Here is a 20757-nt window from a genome sequence, read left to right as displayed (position 1 = left end):
CTCAAGGCTGTTCTAGACTGTTTTGCCGCAAGGAGTTCGCCTGCCGGGCAAGCGGCTGCAGGCCGCGCCCGTTCAGCATTTCCGGGCATTTCGTGCGATATCCGGAACGATGAAATTTCCGGTTGATCTGAGGGGCGCATGGTCTTAAAGTCCGCGCCCGAACGTCCATGCTGGAAACGATCCATCCGGCTCAAGTACTGACGACGAGAGGTTGCCGGCCGGCCAGGTCGGTACCGGTGATGCTCGGCGACATGCCTTGGGAAGTAGGCGAACCAAAGTGGGGAAACTGTCAGACGTTCAGGCCGGAGCAACGCGCGGCCAGCCCCGACACGTGGCGGAACCTGTAAGCGGTTCTGCTGCCCGAATCAATGTGTTCCCGGTTTTGCCATTGGAGTCACCAGCATGTCGATCAAGGTCGAAGACTATTACGCACCCGCCACTTTTGCCCGCATGAAGGCGTTCGCCGATCAGCACGAAACCCCCTTCGTGGTGATCGACCGGCAGATCATCAGCGATGCCTACGATCAGCTGGGCAACTGCTTCCCGTTCGCCAAGGTCTACTACGCGGTCAAGGCCAACCCGGCCGTCGAGATCATCGAGCTGCTGCGCGACAAGGGCTCGAGCTTCGACATCGCCTCGATCTACGAGCTGGACAAGGTGATGGCCACCGGCGTCGGTCCCGAGCGCATCAGCTACGGCAACACCATCAAGAAGGCGCGCGACATCCGCTACTTCTTCGACAAGGGCGTGCGCCTGTTCGCCACCGACTCCGAGGCCGACCTGCGCAACATCGCCAAGGCCGCACCGGGCGCCAAGGTCTATGTGCGCATCCTCACCGAAGGCTCGACCAGCGCCGACTGGCCGCTGTCGCGCAAGTTCGGCTGCCAGCCGGACATGGCCCTGGACCTGCTGATCCTGGCCAAGCAGCTGGGCCTGGTGCCCTACGGCATCTCCTTCCACGTCGGCTCGCAGCAGCGCGACATCGACGTGTGGGACGCGGCCATCGCCAAGGTCAAGGTGATCTTCGAGCGCCTCAAGGAAGAGGACGGCATCACCCTGCAGATGATCAACATGGGCGGCGGCTTCCCGGCCAACTACATCCAGCGCACCAACGACCTGGAAACCTACGCCGAGGAGATCACCCGTTTCCTCAAGGAAGACTTCGGCGACGAGCTGCCAGAAATTATCCTCGAACCTGGTCGCTCGCTGATCGCCAACGCCGGCGTGCTGGTCTCGGAAGTGGTGCTGGTGGCGCGCAAGTCGCGCACCGCGGTGGAGCGCTGGGTCTACGCCGACGTCGGCAAGTTCAGCGGCCTGATCGAAACCATGGACGAGTCGATCAAGTTCCCGATCTGGACCGAGAAGAAGGGCGAGATGGAGGAAGTGGTGATCGCCGGTCCCACCTGCGACAGCGCCGACATCATGTACGAGCACTACAAGTACGGCCTGCCGCTCAACCTGGCCAGCGGCGACCGCCTCTACTGGCTGTCCACCGGTGCCTACACCACCAGCTACAGCGCGGTGGAGTTCAACGGCTTCCCGCCGCTGAAGTCCTACTACCTGTAAGCGACCTGCCTGGTCAGCAACGCCCACCTTGTGTGGGCGTTGTCATTTCTGCCGCCGGGCTTCTGCGCTTTCCCCCGGTTCGGCTGTAAATCCCTTTCCAGAGCGCTCTGTTGGCTAGGCGCGATTGTCAGTGACATATTTGTTACAAATTCTCCTTTGTAAATCGTTCGTAAAGATTGATTGCAACTGAATCTCATCTACTATCGCGCGCAGTTTTTATCTGGAGTGATTTTCGTGAGCGATAAGCATAACAAGCGTGCACCTCTTCCCCAGCGTCGCCTGCTGGCCTCGGCCGTCGGCCTGGCCCTGGCGTCCGGCTTCGCCGTGGCTCAGGACAGCGCGATGGAGCTGGACAGCGTCACCGTGCAGGGGCAGCAGGACCAGGGCTACAAGGTCGACAAGGTGTCCTCGCCGAAGCAGACCGCGGCGCTGCTGGATACCCCACAGACGATCAACATCATTCCCGAAGCGCTGTTTCGCGAGCAGAACGCGCGCACCCTCACCGAGGTGCTGAAGAACACCCCGGGGATCAGTTTCAACGCCGGTGAGAACGGCTTCGCCAGCGGCACCAACAACTTCAGCCTGCGCGGTTTCGACACCAGCGGCAGCATCTTCATCGACGGCGCCCGCGACAACGGCAGCTACACCCGCGACGTGTTCAACGTCGAGCAGGTGGAAGTGGCCAAGGGCCCGGCCGCCGACAACGGCCGCGGTGGCGCCGGCGGCTACGTCAATCTGGTGACCAAGACGCCGACCCTGGCAAGCTTCATTGCCGGTGGCGCCAGCTTCGGCTTCGATCAGTACGATTCCGAGGCGCGCCGCCGCGCCACCCTGGATACCAACCAGATCATCCACGACAGCGCCGCCTTCCGCCTCAACCTGCTGGTGGAAGACAGCGGCGTGGCCGGTCGCGAGCACGCCGAAAAGAACAGCTGGGGCCTGGCGCCGTCGCTGGCCTTCGGCCTGGGCACCGACACCCGCGCGATCTTCGCCTACGAGCACGTGCAGATGAACGACCGCCCGGACTGGGGCGTTTCCGGTGCGTCGGTCAAGGGCATGAAGGGCGACACGCCCTACAACCCGGCGCTGTCCGGGGTCGACCGCGACGAGTTCTACGGCCTCAAGTCGGACTTCGACGACACCACCAGCGATGCGCTGCTGGTGCGTCTGGAACACGACCTCTCCGCCGGCATGACCCTGAGCAACCAGACCCGCTGGGCGCGCGTCGACCGCCAGGCGCGCTACACCCTGCCCTTCCAGTACCTGGGCGGCGACCAGCTGCGTACCGACACCCAGTTCTACGACCGGGTCAACACCAGCCTGAGCAACCTGACCAACCTGTCGGCGCAGTTCGCCACCGGTTCGATCAAGCACAACCTGGCCGCCGGCCTGGAGCTGACCCGCGAGGAGTCCGAGGCCGGCACCTATGCCGAGGTCAACCCGGGCAACGTCAACATCTTCGACCCGGACTGGGAGCGTAGCGGGCCGGCTTCCAAGCACAGCCGCCTGCGCGAGCGCAGCGACGTGACCGTCGACACCGTGGCGCTGTACCTCTACGACACCCTGGAGTTCACCCCGCAGTGGCAACTGACCGGCGGCCTGCGCCTGGAGCAGTACGACGTCGATATCCGCAGCCGTAACGTCCAGACCGGCGCCGCGGTGGGCGCCGACGGCTTCGACGACCGCGAGTTCAGCATCGGCGGCAAACTCGGCCTGGTCTACAAGCCGGCAGAGAACGGCAGTCTGTATGCCGCCTACGGCGTGTCCAGCCAGCCGCCCGGCTCCTACCTGTCCAACCCGGACATCTCGCGGGTCAACGGCCAGGCCTTCCCCGGCTTCGTCCCGGGCGCCGATCCGGTGCGCGCGCACAACTACGAAGTCGGCACCAAGTGGGACTTCTTCGACAAGCGCCTGTCCACCACCGCAGCGCTGTTCTACACGGTGAAGAAGGACGTGGCCATCACCGGTCGCGACGCCGGCGAGACCAGCGACAGCCTCAAGGGCTACGGCGAGCAGGTGGTCAAGGGCCTGGAGCTGGGCGCCTCGGGGCAGATCACCGAGGCCTGGAACGTCTATGGCGGCATCGTCTTCATGGACAGCGAGCGCAAGCACAGCGCCTATCTGGACGAGGTGCGTCGACGCGCCAACGCCGGCGACTACGGTACTGCGCTGCGCACCGACGGCGACGAGCTGGCCTTCACCCCCAAGGTGTCGGGCAACCTGTGGACCACCTATCGCCTGCCGGTCGGCCTGACCCTGGGCCTGGGCGCGCAGCACGTCGGTTCGTCCTACCTGGGCCGCCCGGACGATGCCAGCCGCATCGTCGCCAACGGCCTGTACGGCAAGCTGCCGAGCTACACCACCTTCGCCGCCATGGCCAGCTACGAGGTCAACCAGAACCTCGATGTGCGCCTGAACGTCGACAACCTGACCGACGAGGAATACGCCGTCTCCAGCAACTGGAACGGTCGCCGCGTGCTGCTGGGCGACCCGCGTACCTTCACCCTGAGCACCAACTTCCGCTTCTAAGCGCAAGTGCCTGTGGCAACGCCCCGACCGCGCCAGCGGCCGGGGCGTTTGCCTGTAGCAGGAGCGAGCGCCAGGCATGGCTGTCATAGTGGCCTCGCTCTCTTTAGAATTCTGCGCCAACGGCGAGCCGCCCTGGAGACCTCACCCATGCTGCTGCATATCCCCGATCTGCTGAGCGCCGAGCAGCTGCGCCAGTGTCGCGCCGCGCTGCAGGCCGCCAACTGGCAGGACGGTCGGCACAGCGCCGGGCATCAGGCGGTCGGCGTCAAGGCCAACCAGCAACTGGCCCAGGACGATCCGCTGGCCCAGCAACTGGCCGAGTTCGTCCTCGCCCAGCTCGGCCAGAGCCCGCGTTTCATGGCCGCTGCACTGCCGCTCAAGGTGCTGCCGCCGCGCTTCAACCGCTACGCCGAGGGCGGCAGCTACGGCGCGCATATCGACAGCGCCGTGTTCAGCGTGCCGGGCACGCCGCACCGCATCCGCGCCGACCTGTCGGCCACCCTGTTCCTCAGCGAGCCGGACGAGTACGACGGCGGCGAACTGGTGCTGCAGGACAAGCGCGTCAAGCTGCCCGCCGGCCATCTGCTGCTCTATTCCAGCGGCAGCCTGCACCGGGTCGAGCCGGTGACTCGCGGCGCGCGTCTGGCCGCCTTCTTCTGGGTGCAGAGCCTGGTGCGCGAGGAGTCGCAGCGTAACCTGCTGCTGGAGCTGGACGACAGCATCCAGGCGTTGCGCCAGCAACTGCCGGACAGCCCCGAGCTGCTGCGCCTGACCGGCGTCTACCACAACCTGCTGCGCCAGTGGTCGCAGACCTGAGCGCCCGACCCATAGCCCGGATGCAATCCGGGGATAGCTGGCGCGCACTTCCCGGATGGCATCCGGGCGACCAACAACTCGCGGAGAGGCTCCCATGCCCTTGCCCAAACTGCAGCAGATACCCGCAGAAATCGCCGCGCTGGCCGACTACGAGCGCTTCGCCCGCGAGCGCCTGAGCGAGCAGGCTTGGGCCTACCTGGCCGGCGGCGCCGCCGACGAGCTGACCCTGGCCGACAACCGCGCCGCCTTCGACCGCCTGCGCCTGCGCAGCCGCGTGCTGCGGGATCTGAGCGGCGGCAACACGCGCCTGCGCCTGTTCGGCCAGGACTTCGACCACCCGATCTTCCTCGCCCCGGTGGCCTATCAGCAGCTGGCCCACCCCGACGGCGAGCTGGCCAGCGTGCTGGCGGCCGGCGCGGTGCGCGCCGGCATGCTGGTCAGCACCCAGGCCAGCGTCGAACTGGAAACTATCGCCGCCGCCGCGCAGACGCCGCTGTGGTTCCAGCTGTATATCCAGCCCGATCGCGACTTCACCGCGGCGCTGGTGCGCCGCGCCGAGGCGGCCGGCTACCAGGCGCTGGTGCTGACCGTGGATGCGCCGGTCAGCGGCGTGCGCAACCGCGAGCAGCGCGCCGGCTTCGCCCTGCCGGCGGGCATCGAGGCGGTCAACCTGCGCGGCATGCGCCCGCTGCAGGCATCAATCGAGCCGCCTGCCGGCAGCCTGCTGCTCGGCGGCCCGCTATTGGCGGCGGCGCCGACCTGGGCCGATCTGGCCTGGCTGCGTGGGCTGACCCGCCTGCCGATCCTGCTCAAGGGCATCATGAGCGGCGCCGATGCCGAGCAGGCGCTGGCGGCGGGGGTGGATGGGCTGATCGTCTCCAACCACGGCGGGCGCAGCCTGGACGGCCTGCCGGCGACCATCGAGGCGCTGCCGGAAGTGGCCGCCGCGGTGCAGAAGCAAGTGCCGCTGCTGCTCGACGGCGGCATCCGCCGCGGCAGCGACGTGCTCAAGGCGCTGGCCCTGGGCGCCGACGCAGTGCTGGTGGGAAGGCCCTATGTGTTCGGCCTGGCGGCGGCCGGCGCGGTGGGCGTGGCCCATGTGCTGCAGATGCTGCGCGGCGAACTGGAAGTGGCCATGGCCCTGACCGGCTGCCGCGACCTGGCGGCCATTGGTGCCGAGACGATCTGGCGGCCGGCGTAGCAGGCTGTTGAAAAACTACCTGCGTTGCCATCGCGGCGTTAAAAACAGGCTCGTGCGCGAGTCCGATCAAAATGCTCATTTACAGCTCGTAAACTCCGCTTTTTCGCCTGTTTTTGCCTTGCGCTGGCTGCCTCGCCTACGTTTTTCAACGGCCTGCTGGGCGCGCGTTCAGCTCAGCTGCAGGGTCAGCGCGGCCAGCACCGCGTAGCGCGAGGCCTTGGCCAGACTGACGAGGGCGAGGAACACCCACAGGCGTTCGCGCATCACCCCGGCGACCAGGGTCAGCGGGTCGCCGATCACCGGCAGCCAGCTCAGCAGAAGCGACCAGCGCCCATGGCGGGCGTACCAGGCCTGCGCCTGCTGCAGGCGCGCCGGGCTGACCGGGAACCAGCGGCGTTCGCGGTAGCGCTCGAGGGAGCGGCCGAGCAGCCAGTTGACCCAGGAACCCAGCACGTTGCCGCAGGTGGCCACCAGCAGCAGGGCCCAGAGGGCATGTTCGCCGTGCAGCAGCAGGCCCACCAGCACGGCCTCCGACTGCAGCGGCAGCAGGGTGGCGGCGCCGAAGGCAGAGAGGAACAGGGCCGGGTAGGCGGACAGGCTCAGCATCGTGGCGTTGCGCCGACCGGGCGGCCGGCGCGGACGGGAATCAGGACTGCGACTCCTGGCCCTGGTGGGCCATGATCTCTTCCAGGCTCAGGCCGGTGAGGCCGTGGATGGTCTTCCACAGGTAGTAGAAGATCGCCATCAGCATGATCATCGAGGGGATGGCGATCATCGGGTAGCTGAGCAGGGTCATGCGCCCCAGCTCGTCGTTGAACGCCTCGGTGCCGGCCGGGCTCACGACTATCCACTTGGCCAGCACGTAGTTCATCAGCGAGGAGAAGAAGAAGGTGCCGCTGAGCCAGTAGGTGGCGCGCATCAGCCGGGTCTCGAAGTGCTCGAGGTGGCCGCCCTGTTCCAGGCGCTGGTGGATCTTGTCGACGTTGAGCACCGACTTGTTGAACAGCAGGGTACGGATCAGCGGGTAGCGGGTGCGGGTCGAGACCAGCACGGCGATGCCGATCAGCCCGGGGATCGCCGCCTCCTTGACTGCCAGCCACTGGGTGTCGAGGTGCAGCAGGCCGATGCCGCCGGTCAGCGCCACGCTGATCAGGCCGAGCAGGGCGATGAAGTTGAACTTGCGGTACTTGATCAGCTCGAACGCGCCCCAGCCCAGCGGGAACGCCAGCGCCAGCAGCAGCGCGCCGTCGGCGCCGAGGCGCTCGTCGCCGCTGAGCTTCATCAGGATGAACGAGGGGATCAGGATGCTGATGGCCAGGTCGATCAGCGGGCGGGGCTTGTGCGTCGGGATGCGGCTGTCGGTGGTAGCGGTCATAACGTCTGGAGTCTGCGTAGGAGGCCCGATGATCGCCTGCCCGGCGCGCCAGGGCTAGCCCGACCGTCGGTTGGAATGTGAAAAAGTATGAGCCCACAGCTGGGCGACAGGCGCTGCAGGGCGAACCGGCGGCGTCGCGCCTGCAGCTGCTGCCCGAACCGCGTGTGCTGACTGCGGCGGAGCTGGTCGACGCCGCCGCCGCCGAGCAGCCTTGGTGATGCGCCGGGCAGGCGTTTATCATCGTGCGCCTGGTCGCTCCGAATCCTGAAGTGGGGCGCGCCTCAGTCGGTGGCCGCTGATGACCCTGAAATGCAAAGCCTGTGTCCTGTTGTTGCTCTGCAGCCTGGCCACCTCCCTGGCCGCCGAGCTGCGCCTGTACACCGAGGACTATCGGCCGTTCAGCTACCTCGAGGACGGCCAGCCGAGCGGCATGGCAGTGGCGGTGGTCGAGGAACTGATCCGCCGCACCGGCGAGTCGGCGCGCATCGAAGTGGTGCCCTGGACGCGCGGTTACCACCAGGTTCGCCGGCTACCCGATACGGCGCTGTTCTCCACCGTGCGCACGGCGCCGCGCGAGGCGCTGTTCCACTGGGTCGGCCCCATCGCCCGCGGCCATACGCGCTTCTACAGCCGCAAGGCGGACGGCCTGCACGTCGCCGACCTGGACGGCGTGCGCCGTCTCGGTCCCCTGGCCGTGCCCAAGCAGTGGTACTCCTACGAGCTGCTGACCGAGCTGGGCCTGGACAACCTTTACGGCGTGCCGACGCCGCAGGACATGCTGCGCATGTTCCGCCACGGCCGGGTCAAGCTGCTGCTCGCCAACAGCCTGACCCTCGACGGCATGCTGGCCGAACAGGGCATGCAGGCCGAGCAGCTGCAGGCGCAGTTCGACCTGATGCCCAACGATTCCTACATCGCCTTCTCCCGCCAGACCGATGCGCGGCGCGTGGAGCGCTGGCAGCAGGCGCTGCTGGAGATGCGCCGCGACGGTAGCCTGGAACGCATCTACCGGCACTGGTTGCCCTGGGTCGATGCCGAGACCTTGGCCGAGCTGCTGCGCGACGACTGAGCGCGCGGCACGCCTCCTGCCGCAGCGCGCCGAGTGACGCCGCTCGGCCTGCGGTGGCGCATGTCGGTGTCCTGCGCCCCGGTTCGTCGCGTCTATCCGGGTAACCCTACAGCCGATCCGCGATTCACCTGACTGGAATACGCACCATGCCCATCCTGCAACGCGCCTCCCACCACCAACTGCGCAGCGCCTTTCGCGCGCTGCTGGCCTCCGACCGCTGTTACCACACCGCCTCGGTGTTCGACCCGATGTCCGCGCGGATCGCCGCCGACCTGGATTTCGAGGTCGGCATCCTCGGCGGCTCGGTGGCCTCGCTGCAGGTGCTGGGGGCGCCGGACTTCGCCCTGATCAGCCTGAGCGAATTCGTCGAGCAGGCCACGCGCATCGGCAGGGTCGCGCGCCTGCCGGTGATCGCCGACGCCGACCATGGCTACGGCAACGCGCTCAACGTGATGCGCACGGTGGTCGAACTGGAGCGTGCCGGGGTGGCCGCGCTGACCATCGAGGACACCCTGCTGCCGGCGCAGTTCGGCCGCAAATCCACCGACCTGATCTCGGTCGAGGAGGGTGTCGGCAAGATCCGCGCGGCGCTGGAGGCGCGCATCGATCCGGAGCTGGCGATCATCGCCCGCAGCCACGCTGGAGTGCTCGAGGTCGACGAGGTGATCCGCCGCACCCGCGCCTACCAGGCCGCCGGCGCCGACGCCATCTGCCTGGTCGGGGTCAAGGATTTCGCCCACCTGGAGCAGATCGCCGGCGGCCTTGGCGTGCCGCTGATGCTGGTCACCTACGGCAACCCGCAGCTGCGCGACAACGCCCGCCTGGCGCGGCTCGGCGTGCGCATCCTGGTCAACGGCCACGGCGCCTACTTCGCCGCGATCAAGGCCACCTACGACTGCCTGCGCGAGCAGCGCGGCATCGAGCCGGGCGATCTCAACGCCACCGAGCTGACCCACAAGTACAGCCTGCCCGAGGACTATATCGTCTGGGCCCGCGAGTTTATGGAAGTCAAGGAGTGACGACGGGCTGCTCTTGAACTTCGCCCGCCGTGGGCGCATATCTGTCTGGTGGGGGCGAGGAGACAGACGATGGCAGGCGGTTGGGCGAGCGACACGGCGGTACAGGAACAGATCGACAGCAGCATCGAGGACGCCGTGGCGCGCGCTCGCAGCCAGCTGCCGAAAGGCGAGAGCCTGCGCCACTGCGAGGAATGCGGCGCGGCGATTCCCGAGGCGCGCCGCCAGGCCATTCCCGGCGTACGCCTGTGCGTGGCCTGCCAGGCCGAGCACGACCGCGAGCAGGCCGCTTTCAGCGGCTACAACAGGCGCGGCAGCAAGGACAGTCAGCTGCGCTGATCAGGGCGTGACGGAGTAGCCGCGCCCGCTCATGCAATTGATATAGGCCTGCTGCGCGTTGTCGCCGGCGCTGTCGTTGCGACGGTTTTCGCGCCGCTCCTGGCGCTGCCTGGAGCCTCCCACGGCCATGCCGACGGCCGCCGCGTCGCGCGCCTGATTCTGCCGGTACTCCTGCTTGATATCGTCGTCCACCCGGTCGTAGACCTCGTCGTGGCGATTGCCGCGAATCTGCGCCGCCGTGGCACCCACCGCGGCACCCTTGGCCGCGCCGCGCAGGCGCTCGCCACCGACGCCGTCGTTGCCGCTCTGCGTTTGGCTGCCGCCGGCCTGGGCCTGGCAGCTGGCAATATCGGCTTGAATCTGCTCCGGGCTTTGCCCCTGTAGGGGCGTCAGTGTTTCCGCCTGGGCGAGGGGCAGGCTGAGCAGCAACAGGCCGCCGAGTAGGCGGCAAGACGGCGAGGGCGGGCGCATGAGGTCGATCTCCCATCGGAGGGATGGATTTTCACTATAGTCCCGCCATGGACGGCCGCCGGTGCCCGCTCGGGTTTGCCGACGGGCGTTCGATGGACGGTCCGGGCTGGGGCGTGGTGCCCCTGGGCAAAGCGGCAAATGCTCGCTAGAGTTGGTAGCCTGCTAACTATTCGTTTGGTTTGTTTCGTGCCGACTTCCCATCGCCCGGGCCTGGGCATCCTGCTGATCCTCGCCGCCGGCCTGTTGCTGGCCAGCCACGACGCCCTGTCGAAATCCCTGACCCAGCTCTACCCGGTGCTGCTCGTGGTGTGGGCGCGCTACCTGGCGCAGACCCTGTTGATGGCGGCGCTGTTCGCCCCGCGCCTGGGCTGGGACCTGGTGCGCACCCGGCGGCCCTGGCTGCAACTGACGCGTGGCCTGAGCCTGGTGGCGATCAGCCTGCTGTTCTTCAGCGCACTGCGCTACATCCCGCTGGGCGAGGCGACGGCGGTGATCTTCCTGGCGCCGTTGGTGGTGATCCTGCTATCGGCATTCGTGCTCAAGGAGCAGATCGGCGCCGGGATATGGCTGGCAGTGGGCTGCGGTCTGCTCGGCGTGCTGATCATCGTGCGCCCTGGCGGCGCGCTGTTCACCCCGGCGATCCTGCTGCCGTTCGCGGCGGCGCTGTGCTTTGGCCTCTACCAGTTGCTCACCCGACGCCTCAGCGCCACCGACCATCCGGCCACCAGCAACTTTCTCACCAGCCTGCTCGGCGCGCTGCTGATGAGCCTGGCACTGCCCTGGGTCTGGCAACTACCGGAGTTCTCCCACGGCCTGCTGATGGCTGCGCTCGGCGCCCTGGCGATGACCGGGCACATGCTGCTGACCCACGCCTACCGCTTCGCCAGCGCGGCCAGCCTGGCGCCCTTCACCTACGGCCAGATCGTCATCGCCACCCTGCTGGGCATGCTCTTCTTCGCCCACACCCCGGACGCCGGCGGCATCGTCGGCATGGCCATCATCATCCTCAGCGGCCTGTGTCTGGCCTGGAGCCAGCGGCGGACGGGCTAGATGCGCTTGTGGCGCATTCGGCGGGTCGAGGCGCCTGCGCCCAAGCCCAACGGGGGCGCCGGGCGGAGCAGGGCGTGCTCCTGACTGGGCGCGGGACAAGGTTGGGGGGCGGTAGGTTGGGTTGAGGAGCTTGCGACGAAGCCCAACGGGAGTTGGGACCGTCGGGCGGAGCACTGCGTGCTCCCTGTTGGGCTTCGCTGCGCTCAGCGCCAACCTACGCACCAACCGACGCTCAGCACCAACCTGTGTCCGGCGGCAGGCGGCGCTTTTTGCAGTTCAGGTGCCGCCTCCGGCCCAGTCGACGGGTAACAGGCCTTGGGCGATATGCCGGTGAATGGAGGAGAACGGCCATTCTGCGGGGCATCGGGCGTGACCGTGCTTGACCGGATTGAAGTGGATGTAATCGATATGTCGTTGCAGGTCGTCGGCATCGCGGATGCAGTGTTCCCAGTAGCGTCGCTGCCAGATGCCGCGTTCGCGTTTGAGGTGGCGCGACAGGGAAACAGGCTCGCAGTCGTCGAGGGCTCGGGAGAAGCCGGATTTGATCAGGGCCCACCGGGTCGGGTAAGCGCAGTCCCCCTGCGGCAGTTGCCAAATGCAGTGCAGGTGCTCCGGAAGTACCACGATGGCCGGGATGCGAAAGGGATGGCGCTGATGCACCGCGCGGAATGCCGCACGCAGGGCGTCGATATGACGGGTTAGCAGGTCTTGCGGGCGATCGGCCAGCGTGACCGTGAAGAAGTAGGTGCCGCCCGCCACCCGGGCGCGTCGATAGCGCATGTTCACCGTCCTTGGTGTGGTTGTCGTTCGCGTCAGTGTAGTTGCGTTGTCGGGGGGCGGAGCGCATCCGGTAGGTTGGGTTGAGGAGCTTGCGACGAAGCCCAACGGTGGGGGGAGACCGTCGGGCGGAGCACTGCGTGCTCCCTGTTGGGCTTCGCTGCGCTCAGCGCCAACCTACCTCAGTGCCAACCTACGTTCAGCACCAGCCACCTCAGTGCCAACCTACATGCCTGCCGAGTCCAGCCTGGCTCCCGCTTTAGAACAGGAAATAGCGCTGCGCCATCGGCAGCACCTCGGCCGGCTCGCACCAGAGCAGTTGGCCGTCGGCCTTGACCTGATAGGTTTGCGGGTCGACCTCGATGTTCGGCAGGTAGCCGTTGTGGATCAGGTCGGTCTTCTGCACCGCGCGGCAGCCCTTGACCACGCCGATCTTCTTCTTCAGGCCGAGTTGCTGCGGCACGCCGGCGTCGAACGCCGCCTGGCTGATAAAGGTGATGCTGGTGGCATGGCGGCTGCCGGCGTAGCTGGCGAACATCGGCCGGTAGTGCACCGGTTGCGGCGTGGGGATCGAGGCGTTGGCGTCGCCCATCAGGCTGGCGGCAATCGCCCCGCCCTTGAGGATCAGCGTCGGTTTCACCCCGAAGAAGGCCGGGCGCCACAGCACCAGGTCGGCCCACTTGCCCACTTCGATGGAACCCACCTCGTGGCTGATGCCGTGGGTGATGGCCGGGTTGATGGTGTATTTGGCGATGTAGCGCTTGGCGCGGAAGTTGTCGTTGCCCGGCACGTCCTCGGGCAGCGGACCGCGCTGCTGCTTCATCTTGTCGGCGGTCTGCCAGGTGCGGGTGATCACCTCGCCGACGCGGCCCATGGCCTGGCTGTCGGAGCTGATCATGGAAAAGGCGCCGAGGTCATGCAGGATGTCCTCGGCGGCGATGGTTTCGCGGCGAATGCGGCTCTCGGCAAACGCGACGTCCTCGGCGATGCTCGGGTCGAGGTGGTGGCAGACCATCAGCATGTCCAGGTGCTCGTCGATGGTGTTCTTGGTGAACGGGCGCGTCGGGTTGGTCGAGCTGGGCAGCACATTGGGGAAGCCGCACGCCCTGATGATGTCCGGCGCATGACCGCCACCGGCACCCTCGGTGTGGTAGGTGTGGATGGTGCGGCCCTTGAAGGCGCCCAGGGTGGTTTCGACGAAGCCGGACTCGTTCAGCGTGTCGGTGTGGATCGCCACCTGCACGTCGTACTCATCAGCCACGGAGAGGCAGTTGTCGATGGCCGCCGGGGTGGTGCCCCAGTCCTCGTGCAGCTTCAGACCGATGGCGCCGGCCTTGACCTGCTCGATCAAGGGCTCGGGCAGCGAGGCGTTGCCCTTGCCGGTGAAGCCCAGGTTCATCGGGAAGGCATCGGCGGCCTGGAGCATGCGCGCCATGTGCCAGGGGCCTGAGGTGCAGGTGGTGGCGTTGGTGCCGGTGGCAGGTCCCGTGCCGCCACCGATCATGGTGGTGACGCCGCTCATCAGCGCCTCTTCGATCTGCTGTGGGCAGATAAAGTGGATATGGGTGTCGATGCCGCCGGCGGTGAGGATCATGCCTTCGCCGGCGATCACCTCGGTGCCGGCGCCGATGGCGATGGTCACGTCGGGCTGGATGTCCGGGTTGCCGGCCTTGCCGATGGCGTGGATGCGCCCGTCCTTGAGGCCGACGTCGGCTTTGACGATGCCCCAGTGGTCGATGATCAGCGCGTTGGTGATCAGGGTGTCGACTACATCTTTGGCGCACAGCTGGCCCTGGCCCATGCCGTCGCGGATCACCTTGCCGCCGCCGAACTTCACCTCTTCGCCATAGGTGGTGAAGTCCTGCTCCACTTCGATCCACAGGTCGGTGTCGGCCAGGCGCACCTTGTCGCCGACCGTGGGGCCGAACATATCGGCGTAGGCTTGTCTGCTGATCTTCATTGGTTCGTCCCGTTGGGTGCGCCGTGCGCACCATCGCTATCCGCGTTGTTTGTGGCGCGCATGGCCCAGGCGGCCCCGCGACACCCTACTCGTCAAAGCTCGCCCATCACCCGGCCGGCGAAGCCGAACACCCGGCGTGCGCCGGCCAGATCGACCAACTCCACCTCGCGGCTCTGCCCCGGCTCGAAACGCACCGCGGTGCCGGCCGGGATATTCAGGCGCATGCCGCGCGTGGATGCTCGATCGAAGATCAGCGCATCGTTGGTCTCGAAGAAGTGGTAGTGCGAGCCGACCTGGATCGGCCGGTCGCCGCTGTTGGCCACGGAAAGAGTCAGGGTACGGCGGCCGGCATTGAGCTCGATCTCGCCGTCGGCAATCTGGTATTGGCCGGGAATCATGGGGTGTTCACTCCAGAATCAGTTGCATAAAGGTCAGGTCCAGCCAGCGGCCGAACTTGCGGCCGACCTGGGGCATCTGCCCGGTGGTGACGAAACCCAGGCGCTGGTGCAGGCGGATCGAGGCGGCGTTCTGCGACTCGATGGCGGCGACCATGACGTGCAGGTCGGCGGCGCGGGCGCGTTCGATCAGCGCCTGCATCAGCGCCGGTCCGAGGCCCTGGCCGCGCTGGTCGGCGCGCACATACACCGAGTGCTCGACGGTCTGGCGAAAGCCTTCGATGCTGCGCCAGGTGCCGTAGCTGGCATAGCCGAGCACCCCGCCGGCGGCATCGCGCGCCACCAGCACGGGAAAGCCCGCCGCCGTGCGCTCGGCCAGCCAGGCGCGGCGGTTGGCCAGGTCCACCAGGGTCTCGTTCCAGATCGCCGTGGTGTGCGCCACCGCGTCGTTGTAGATGGCCAGGATGCCGGGCAGGTCGGCCTCGCCGGCGTCATGTATCGAATAGCTCATGGTTCAGGCAATCGGCTGGTGGACGGTCACCAGCTTGGTGCCGTCGGGGAAGGTGGCCTCGATCTGGATCTCCGGGATCATCTCCGGCACGCCCTCCATCACCTGCGCGCGGCTCAGCAGGGTGGTGCCGAAGTGCATCAGCTCGGCCACGGTGCGGCCGTCGCGGGCGCCTTCGAGCAGGGCGGCGGAGATATAGGCCATGGCCTCCGGGTAGTTGAGCTTGACCCCGCGGGCCAGGCGACGCTCGGCCACCAGGCCGGCGGTGAAGATCAGCAGCTTGTCTTTCTCGCGTGGACTCAGATCCATCTCGTGACTCCGTTTCTGGGCGACCGCCTGTCGCAGCCGCCGCAATCATTGGGGTAGCCAAGGCGCGTGCCTTGGCCCTACATCCGTCAGGTACTCCAGATGCGCGGCAGCAGCGCCTCGCGACCGAGCAGCGCCGGGCGCAGCAGGCGCCACAGGGCGATCAGCCAGGCGCGCGCCTGCAGCGCCTCAAAGGCCAGGCAGCGGGCGATCAGCAGGCCCGAGAGCTGGCTGAGGTCGCCGCGCACGCCGTCGATCTTCAGTTCGCGGCAGCGCTCCAGCAATTCGCTGTCCACTTCGCTGCTGACCAGCAGGGTGGCGAATACCGGCTGGCCGTCGAGGCCCACGGGCGAGTCGAGCAGGCCGTCGCCGCCGGTTACGCGCTGGCGCTCGTGCCACAGCAGCTGGCCGTCGCGGCGGATATCCAGGGCGGCCTGGAAGTGGCCGCTGGCGAAACGCTCGGCGGCGGCGGGGCGGCCGAGGGCGACGATGTCCCAGTACAGCAGGCGGGCGTCGCCGTGCAGCTCGATCTGCGTATGCAGTTCGGCCTGGGCGCCGGCGTAGACGATGGTCTCCTGCGGCAGCCATTCCAGGGTGGCGCCGGCCGCGACGCTCAGGCGCAGCTCCTGGCGGGCGACGCCGGCGGCGCGATACCACTTGGCGGCGCCGGGGCTGGTGAGCTGCACCCAGGTGCCTTCGCCGGCATGGGCGGAGATGTCCAGGCGGTCGCCGCCGGCGATGCCGCCGGGCGGATGGACGATGATGTGCTGGCAGACTTGCGGCCCTTCGGCATAGAGGTGCTTCTGCACCCTAAGAGGGCCGAGGTGGCGCCTTTGCACTGGCGTGGTGCGTTCGCCGTGGCGTGCATAGGCCAGCTCCAGCTCGGCGGGCCAGCTCGGCGTGAACGGGGCGACAGGCAGGTTCATGACAGGGCAAAGATTTCCGCGCATTAGTTGACCGAGTGGGCAAGCAAGAGGCGTGCCTCGAACCAATTCGGTGCGTGGGGTGCGCCGTGCGCGTCTGGACTGCGCTGACCCGAGAGGGCGGCGGTGCGTGCGGCGCACCCTACTAGATGGCCACCAGCCCGCGTACGCCCTCGGCTTCCATATTCTCGCCGCGGCCCTGCTGGACGATCTCGCCGCGGCTCATCACCAGGTACTGGTCGGCCAGTTCGGCGGCGAAGTCGTAGAACTGCTCCACCAGCAGGATGGCCATATCGCCACGTTCCGCCAGTTTGCGGATCACCGCGCCGATTTCCTTGATCACCGAGGGCTGGATGCCTTCGGTGGGTTCGTCGAGGATCAACAGGCGCGGCTGGCTGGCCAGGGCGCGGCCGATAGCCAGCTGTTGCTGCTGGCCGCCGGACAGGTCGCCGCCGCGGCGATGCTTCATCTCGCGCAGCACCGGAAACAGCTCGTAGATAAATTCCGGCACGGCCTTGGCCTGGCCGGCGGGGAAACGCGACAGGCCCATCAGCAGGTTTTCCTCCACCGTCAGGCGACCGAAGATTTCGCGGCCCTGCGGCACGTAGGCGATACCGGCCTGTACGCGCTGGTGCGGCTTATGGCCGGTGATGGCCTGGCCCTCCCACTGCACGCTGCCGTCCTTGGCCGGGATCAGGCCCATCAGGCATTTGAGCAGGGTGGTCTTGCCCACGCCGTTACGGCCGAGCAGGCAGGTGACTTCGCCGACCTTCACGTCGAACGACAGGCCACGGAGGATATGGCTGCCGCCGTAGTACTGGTGGAGTTGTTCAACTTGCAGCATGTCGATGTCCTTTGCGTAGGGTGGAGCGGGGCGCGTAGCTCGCGCGCTATCGATCCACCGTGCGATGCCATTGGTGGATGAAAAAAGCGTCATCCACCCTACGAATCCCTTACCGACCGAGATACACCTCGATCACCCGCTCGTCGTTCTGCACCTGCTCCAGCGAGCCTTCGGCCAGCACGCGGCCCTGGTGCAGCACGGTGACGTGGTCGGCGATGCTGCCGACAAAGCCCATATCGTGCTCCACCACCATCAGCGAATGCTTGCGCGCCAGGGACTTGAACAGCTCGGCGGTGAACTCGGTTTCGGCGTCGGTCATGCCCGCCACCGGCTCGTCGAGCAGCAGCAGGTGCGGCTCCTGCATCAGCAGCATGCCGATCTCCAGGAACTGCTTCTGGCCGTGGGAGAGCAGGCCGGCCGGGCGGTGGCGCGAGGCGTCCAGGCGGATGGTGGCGAGCACCTCGTCGATGCGGTCCTTCTGCTCGCCGGACAGGCGCGCGCGCAGGCTGGCCCACACCGACTTGTTGGTCTTCTGCGCGAGCTCCAGGTTTTCGAACACCGAGAGCGCCTCGAACACCGTCGGCTTCTGGAACTTGCGGCCGATGCCGGCCTGGGCAATCTGCACCTCGCTCATGGCGGTCAGGTCGTACTGCTCGCCGAAGTAGGCCACGCCGTTGTCCGGGCGGGTCTTGCCGGTTATCACGTCCATCATGGTGGTCTTGCCGGCGCCGTTGGGGCCGATGATGCAGCGCAGTTCGCCGACGCCGATATACAGGGTCAGGTCGGTCAACGCCTTGAAGCCGTCGAAGCTGACGTTGATCGCTTCCAGGGTGAGGATGGTGCCGTGGCGCACGTTGACGCCCTTGCCGACGTTCTTGCCGGTGTCCAGCGCCAGGCCGGTGGGATCGAAGGCGGCTTCGAGCATGGCTTCGGGGACGGGGGCGGTTCTCATTGATCCTTCTCCTTGCGCAGCAGACCCACCACGCCCCTCGGCAGGAACAGGGTGACGACGATAAACAGCGCGCCCAGGGCGAACAGCCAGTATTCCGGGAAGGCCACGGTGAACCAGCTCTTCATGCCGTTGACCAGGCCGGCGCCGAGCAGCGGGCCGATCAGCGTGCCGCGCCCGCCCAGGGCGACCCAGACGGCGGCTTCGATGGACTGGGTCGGCGCCATCTCGCTGGGGTTGATGATGCCCACCTGCGGTACGTACAGCGCGCCGGCCAGGCCGCACAGCACCGCAGAGAGCACCCAGATAAACAGCTTGTAGCCGCGCGGATCGTAGCCGCAGAACATCAGGCGATTCTCGGCGTCACGCAATGCGGTCAGCACCCGGCCGAACTTGCTGCGCGCCAGGCGAAATCCCAGGTACAGGCTGCCGACCAGCAGGGCCACGGTGGCGATAAACAGCGCGGCGCGGGTGCCGGCGGCGGTGATATCGAAGCCGAGGATGCGGGTAAAGCCGGTAAAGCCGTTATTGCCGCCGAAGCCGGTTTCGTTGCGGAAGAACAGCAGCATGCCGGCGAAGGTCAGCGCCTGGGTCATGATCGAGAAGTACACGCCCTTGATCCGCGAGCGGAAGGCGAAGAAGCCGAACACCAGCGCCAGCAGGCCGGGCGCCAGCACCACCAGGCACAGCGCCCAGAGGAAGCTCCCGGTGCCGTACCAGTACCAGGGCAGCTCAGTCCAGGCCAGAAAGCTCATAAAGGCCGGCAGTCCATCCCCCGCGCTCTGGCGCATCAGGTACATGCCCATGGCGTAGCCACCGAGGGCGAAGAACAGGCCGTGGCCCAGCGACAGCATGCCGGCGTAGCCCCAGACCAGGTCCAGGGCCAGGGCAACTATGGCGTAGCAGAGGATCTTGCCCACCAGGGTCAGGCTGTAGGCCGAGACATGCAGGGCGTGGTCGGCCGGCAGCAGGTGCAGCAGCGGCATGGCCACGAGAATGGCCAGCACCAGCAGACCGAGGGCCAGCGAAACCTGCGGGCCGAGCTTGGCGCTGGCGCGCGCCAGCAGCGTTTGATTGAGTGGCATGGTCATCAGTCGATCACCCGTCCCTTGAGTGCGAAGAGCCCTTGGGGCCGCTTCTGGATAAACAGAATGATCAGCGCGAGGATCAGGATCTTGCCCAGCACGGCGCCGATCTGCGGTTCGAGGAACTTGTTCAGCACGCCCAGGCCGAAGGCGGCGGTGACGCTGCCGGCCAGCTGGCCGACGCCGCCGAGCACCACCACCAGGAAGGAGTCGATGATATAGCTCTGCCCCAGGTCCGGCCCGACGTTGCCGATCTGGCTCAGGGCCACGCCACCAAGGCCGGCGATACCCGAGCCGAGGCCGAAGGCGAGCATGTCGACGCGGCCGGTTGGCACGCCGCAGCAGGCGGCCATATTGCGGTTCTGGGTGACGGCACGGACATTCAGGCCGAGACGGGTCTTGTTCAGCAGCAGCCAGGTCAGCAGCACCACGAACAGGGCGAAGCCGATGATCACGATGCGGTTGTACGGCAGCACCAGGTTGGGCAGCACCTGCACGCCGCCGGACAGCCAGTAGGGGTTGGCCACCTCGACGTTCTGCGCGCCGAAGGTGACGCGCACCAGCTGGATCAGGATCAGGCTGATGCCCCAGGTGGCCAGCAGGGTTTCCAGCGGGCGACCGTACAGATGGCGGATCACCGTACGCTCCAGGGCCATGCCGATGGCCGCGGTGACCAGGAAGGCGATGGGCAGGGCGAGCAATGGGTAGAGGGCGAGGTAACCAGGAGCGAATTTCTGGAAGGCGATCTGCACCATATAGGTGGTGTAGGCGCCGAGCATCAGCATCTCGCCGTGGGCCATATTGATCACCCCGAGCAGGCCGAAGGTGATGGCCAGGCCCAGCGCCGCCAGCAGCAGGATCGAACCCAGGGACAGGCCGCTAAAGGCCTGGCCGAGCAGCTCGCCGACCAGCAGCTTGTTCTTCACCTGGGCCAGGCTTTTTTCTGCGGCGCTGCGCACGGCGGCGTCGCTTTCCTCACCATCGAGCAGGGCCTCCAGGCGGGTGCGCGCCAGCGGGTCGCCGGTCTGGCCGAGGCGCTCCACGGCGGCCAGGCGCACGGCCGGATCCTCGGCTGCCAGTTGCAGGTTGGCCAGGGCCAGGGTCAGGGCGTCGCGCACGGCCTCGTCGGCCTCGATGCTCAGGCGGCTTTCCAGCAGCGGCAGCAGGGCCGGCGGGGTATTGCGTTGTAGCTGTTTGGCGGCCTCGAGGCGGATGGCGGCATCCTTGTCGAGCAACTCATGGCTGGCCAGGGCGCTGGCGATCAGCCCGCGCAGGCGGTTGTTCAGGCGCAGTTTGCGCGGCGTGCCGTTGGGCTCCGCTTGGCCGTCGGCGGCCTGCCAGGTGCCGCCTTGTTCGATAAAGGCACGCTTGTCGGCGTCGCCGGCGACGCGGCCCTGTTGCAGCGCCTGCAGCAGCGGCAGACGTTCAGGCGTGGGCGCGGCGGCCCAGTCCTGCAGCAGCTTGGCCTGCTTGGCCGGGTTGGCGGCGACGAAGGCGTCGGCTTCATTGGCGCTGGCAACCAGAGGTAGCAGCAACAACAGTCCGAGCAGAATTCGGGTAAGGGCAGTGGGCATAAGG

At 67.2% G+C, this 20757-nt stretch carries 22 protein-coding genes; 9 read left to right on the top strand and 13 right to left on the bottom strand.

What is annotated here, in order from left to right:
• The first annotated feature begins 402 nt into the window (after nucleotides 1–402).
• From AC1G9C_RS20820 to AC1G9C_RS20805, 4 genes are all read left to right on the top strand, one after another.
• Entirely contained in the window at nucleotides 403–1566 is a 1164-nt protein-coding gene (locus tag AC1G9C_RS20820; RefSeq protein ID WP_021442828.1) for a type III PLP-dependent enzyme, read from the top strand.
• A gap of 234 nt (nucleotides 1567–1800) precedes the next feature.
• The gene (locus AC1G9C_RS20815; protein ID WP_480408675.1) at nucleotides 1801–4095 is read left to right on the top strand and encodes a TonB-dependent receptor; all 2295 of its coding nucleotides are present in this window, start codon (nucleotides 1801–1803) and stop codon (nucleotides 4093–4095) included.
• Between the two features lie 147 nt (nucleotides 4096–4242).
• Complete coding sequence (locus tag AC1G9C_RS20810; RefSeq protein WP_397496009.1) at nucleotides 4243–4911, top strand: Fe2+-dependent dioxygenase; 669 nt, start codon at nucleotides 4243–4245, stop codon at nucleotides 4909–4911.
• 94 nt (nucleotides 4912–5005) lie between these two features.
• Nucleotides 5006–6112 carry an alpha-hydroxy acid oxidase gene (locus AC1G9C_RS20805; protein ID WP_480408674.1) on the top strand — a complete coding sequence of 369 codons (1107 nt, stop codon included), beginning with the start codon at nucleotides 5006–5008 and terminating at the stop codon, nucleotides 6110–6112.
• 168 nt (nucleotides 6113–6280) lie between these two features.
• Here AC1G9C_RS20805 and AC1G9C_RS20800 read toward each other — a convergent pair whose 3' ends face one another.
• Together AC1G9C_RS20800 and AC1G9C_RS20795 are read right to left on the bottom strand one after the other, a co-directional pair.
• Complete coding sequence (locus tag AC1G9C_RS20800) at nucleotides 6281–6718, bottom strand: YqaA family protein (protein WP_457788936.1); 438 nt, start codon at nucleotides 6716–6718, stop codon at nucleotides 6281–6283.
• Nucleotides 6719–6758: 40 nt separating this feature from the next.
• A complete protein-coding gene (locus AC1G9C_RS20795) occupies nucleotides 6759–7487 on the bottom strand; it encodes a VC0807 family protein (RefSeq protein ID WP_021442672.1) in 729 nt (242 codons plus the stop codon).
• A gap of 77 nt (nucleotides 7488–7564) precedes the next feature.
• On the opposite strand from AC1G9C_RS20795, the gene AC1G9C_RS20790 reads away from it, so the two are divergent.
• The 4 genes from AC1G9C_RS20790 to AC1G9C_RS20775 all read left to right on the top strand — a co-directional run bounded on the left by AC1G9C_RS20790 (nucleotide 7565) and on the right by AC1G9C_RS20775 (nucleotide 9911).
• Nucleotides 7565–7705, top strand: a complete 141-nt coding sequence (locus AC1G9C_RS20790; RefSeq protein WP_480408673.1) for a hypothetical protein — start codon at nucleotides 7565–7567, stop codon at nucleotides 7703–7705.
• An 80-nt stretch (nucleotides 7706–7785) separates the two neighbouring features.
• The gene (locus AC1G9C_RS20785) at nucleotides 7786–8556 is read left to right on the top strand and encodes a substrate-binding periplasmic protein (RefSeq protein ID WP_122108153.1); all 771 of its coding nucleotides are present in this window, start codon (nucleotides 7786–7788) and stop codon (nucleotides 8554–8556) included.
• Between the two features lie 155 nt (nucleotides 8557–8711).
• Nucleotides 8712–9575: an isocitrate lyase/PEP mutase family protein gene (locus AC1G9C_RS20780; RefSeq protein ID WP_397496615.1), complete on the top strand. Its 864-nt coding sequence runs from the start codon at nucleotides 8712–8714 to the stop codon at nucleotides 9573–9575.
• Between the two features lie 69 nt (nucleotides 9576–9644).
• The gene (locus AC1G9C_RS20775) at nucleotides 9645–9911 is read left to right on the top strand and encodes a DksA/TraR family C4-type zinc finger protein (RefSeq protein ID WP_021442668.1); all 267 of its coding nucleotides are present in this window, start codon (nucleotides 9645–9647) and stop codon (nucleotides 9909–9911) included.
• Here AC1G9C_RS20775 and AC1G9C_RS20770 read toward each other — a convergent pair whose 3' ends face one another.
• The gene (locus AC1G9C_RS20770) at nucleotides 9912–10382 is read right to left on the bottom strand and encodes a hypothetical protein (protein WP_480408672.1); all 471 of its coding nucleotides are present in this window, start codon (nucleotides 10380–10382) and stop codon (nucleotides 9912–9914) included. It abuts the gene before it with no gap.
• Between the two features lie 186 nt (nucleotides 10383–10568).
• Here AC1G9C_RS20770 and AC1G9C_RS20765 point away from each other — a divergent pair, with 186 nt between their 5' ends.
• Nucleotides 10569–11432: a DMT family transporter gene (locus tag AC1G9C_RS20765; RefSeq protein ID WP_480408671.1), complete on the top strand. Its 864-nt coding sequence runs from the start codon at nucleotides 10569–10571 to the stop codon at nucleotides 11430–11432.
• 276 nt (nucleotides 11433–11708) lie between these two features.
• Here AC1G9C_RS20765 and AC1G9C_RS20760 read toward each other — a convergent pair whose 3' ends face one another.
• The 10 genes from AC1G9C_RS20760 to urtB form a co-directional block, all read right to left on the bottom strand.
• Entirely contained in the window at nucleotides 11709–12212 is a 504-nt protein-coding gene (locus AC1G9C_RS20760) for an REP-associated tyrosine transposase (RefSeq protein ID WP_480408670.1), read from the bottom strand.
• A 256-nt stretch (nucleotides 12213–12468) separates the two neighbouring features.
• Entirely contained in the window at nucleotides 12469–14169 is a 1701-nt protein-coding gene (gene ureC, locus AC1G9C_RS20755; RefSeq protein ID WP_480408669.1) for an urease subunit alpha, read from the bottom strand.
• A gap of 92 nt (nucleotides 14170–14261) precedes the next feature.
• Complete coding sequence (locus AC1G9C_RS20750) at nucleotides 14262–14567, bottom strand: urease subunit beta (RefSeq protein WP_480408668.1); 306 nt, start codon at nucleotides 14565–14567, stop codon at nucleotides 14262–14264.
• 7 nt (nucleotides 14568–14574) lie between these two features.
• Entirely contained in the window at nucleotides 14575–15075 is a 501-nt protein-coding gene (locus AC1G9C_RS20745; RefSeq protein ID WP_480408667.1) for an N-acetyltransferase family protein, read from the bottom strand.
• Nucleotides 15076–15078: 3 nt separating this feature from the next.
• The gene (ureA, locus tag AC1G9C_RS20740) at nucleotides 15079–15381 is read right to left on the bottom strand and encodes an urease subunit gamma (protein ID WP_480408666.1); all 303 of its coding nucleotides are present in this window, start codon (nucleotides 15379–15381) and stop codon (nucleotides 15079–15081) included.
• An 86-nt stretch (nucleotides 15382–15467) separates the two neighbouring features.
• Complete coding sequence (locus AC1G9C_RS20735) at nucleotides 15468–16304, bottom strand: urease accessory protein UreD (protein ID WP_480408665.1); 837 nt, start codon at nucleotides 16302–16304, stop codon at nucleotides 15468–15470.
• Nucleotides 16305–16446: 142 nt separating this feature from the next.
• On the bottom strand, nucleotides 16447–17145 hold the full coding sequence (urtE, locus tag AC1G9C_RS20730) for an urea ABC transporter ATP-binding subunit UrtE (protein ID WP_122108160.1): 699 nt from the start codon (nucleotides 17143–17145) through the stop codon (nucleotides 16447–16449).
• A gap of 109 nt (nucleotides 17146–17254) precedes the next feature.
• Nucleotides 17255–18097, bottom strand: a complete 843-nt coding sequence (gene urtD, locus AC1G9C_RS20725) for an urea ABC transporter ATP-binding protein UrtD (RefSeq protein WP_397496021.1) — start codon at nucleotides 18095–18097, stop codon at nucleotides 17255–17257.
• A complete protein-coding gene (urtC, locus tag AC1G9C_RS20720) occupies nucleotides 18094–19185 on the bottom strand; it encodes an urea ABC transporter permease subunit UrtC (RefSeq protein WP_480408664.1) in 1092 nt (363 codons plus the stop codon). Before urtC ends, urtD begins: the two co-directional genes overlap by 4 nt.
• The gene (gene urtB, locus AC1G9C_RS20715; protein WP_480408663.1) at nucleotides 19185–20753 is read right to left on the bottom strand and encodes an urea ABC transporter permease subunit UrtB; all 1569 of its coding nucleotides are present in this window, start codon (nucleotides 20751–20753) and stop codon (nucleotides 19185–19187) included. The genes urtC and urtB overlap by 1 nt, the downstream gene beginning before the upstream one ends.
• Between the last annotated feature and the right edge of the window lie 4 nt (nucleotides 20754–20757).

This window comes from Pseudomonas sp. ABa2, from assembly GCF_056676075.1.
The sequence above is the reverse complement of the archived record's forward strand: the minus strand, read 5'-3'. Positions and strand labels throughout refer to the sequence as shown.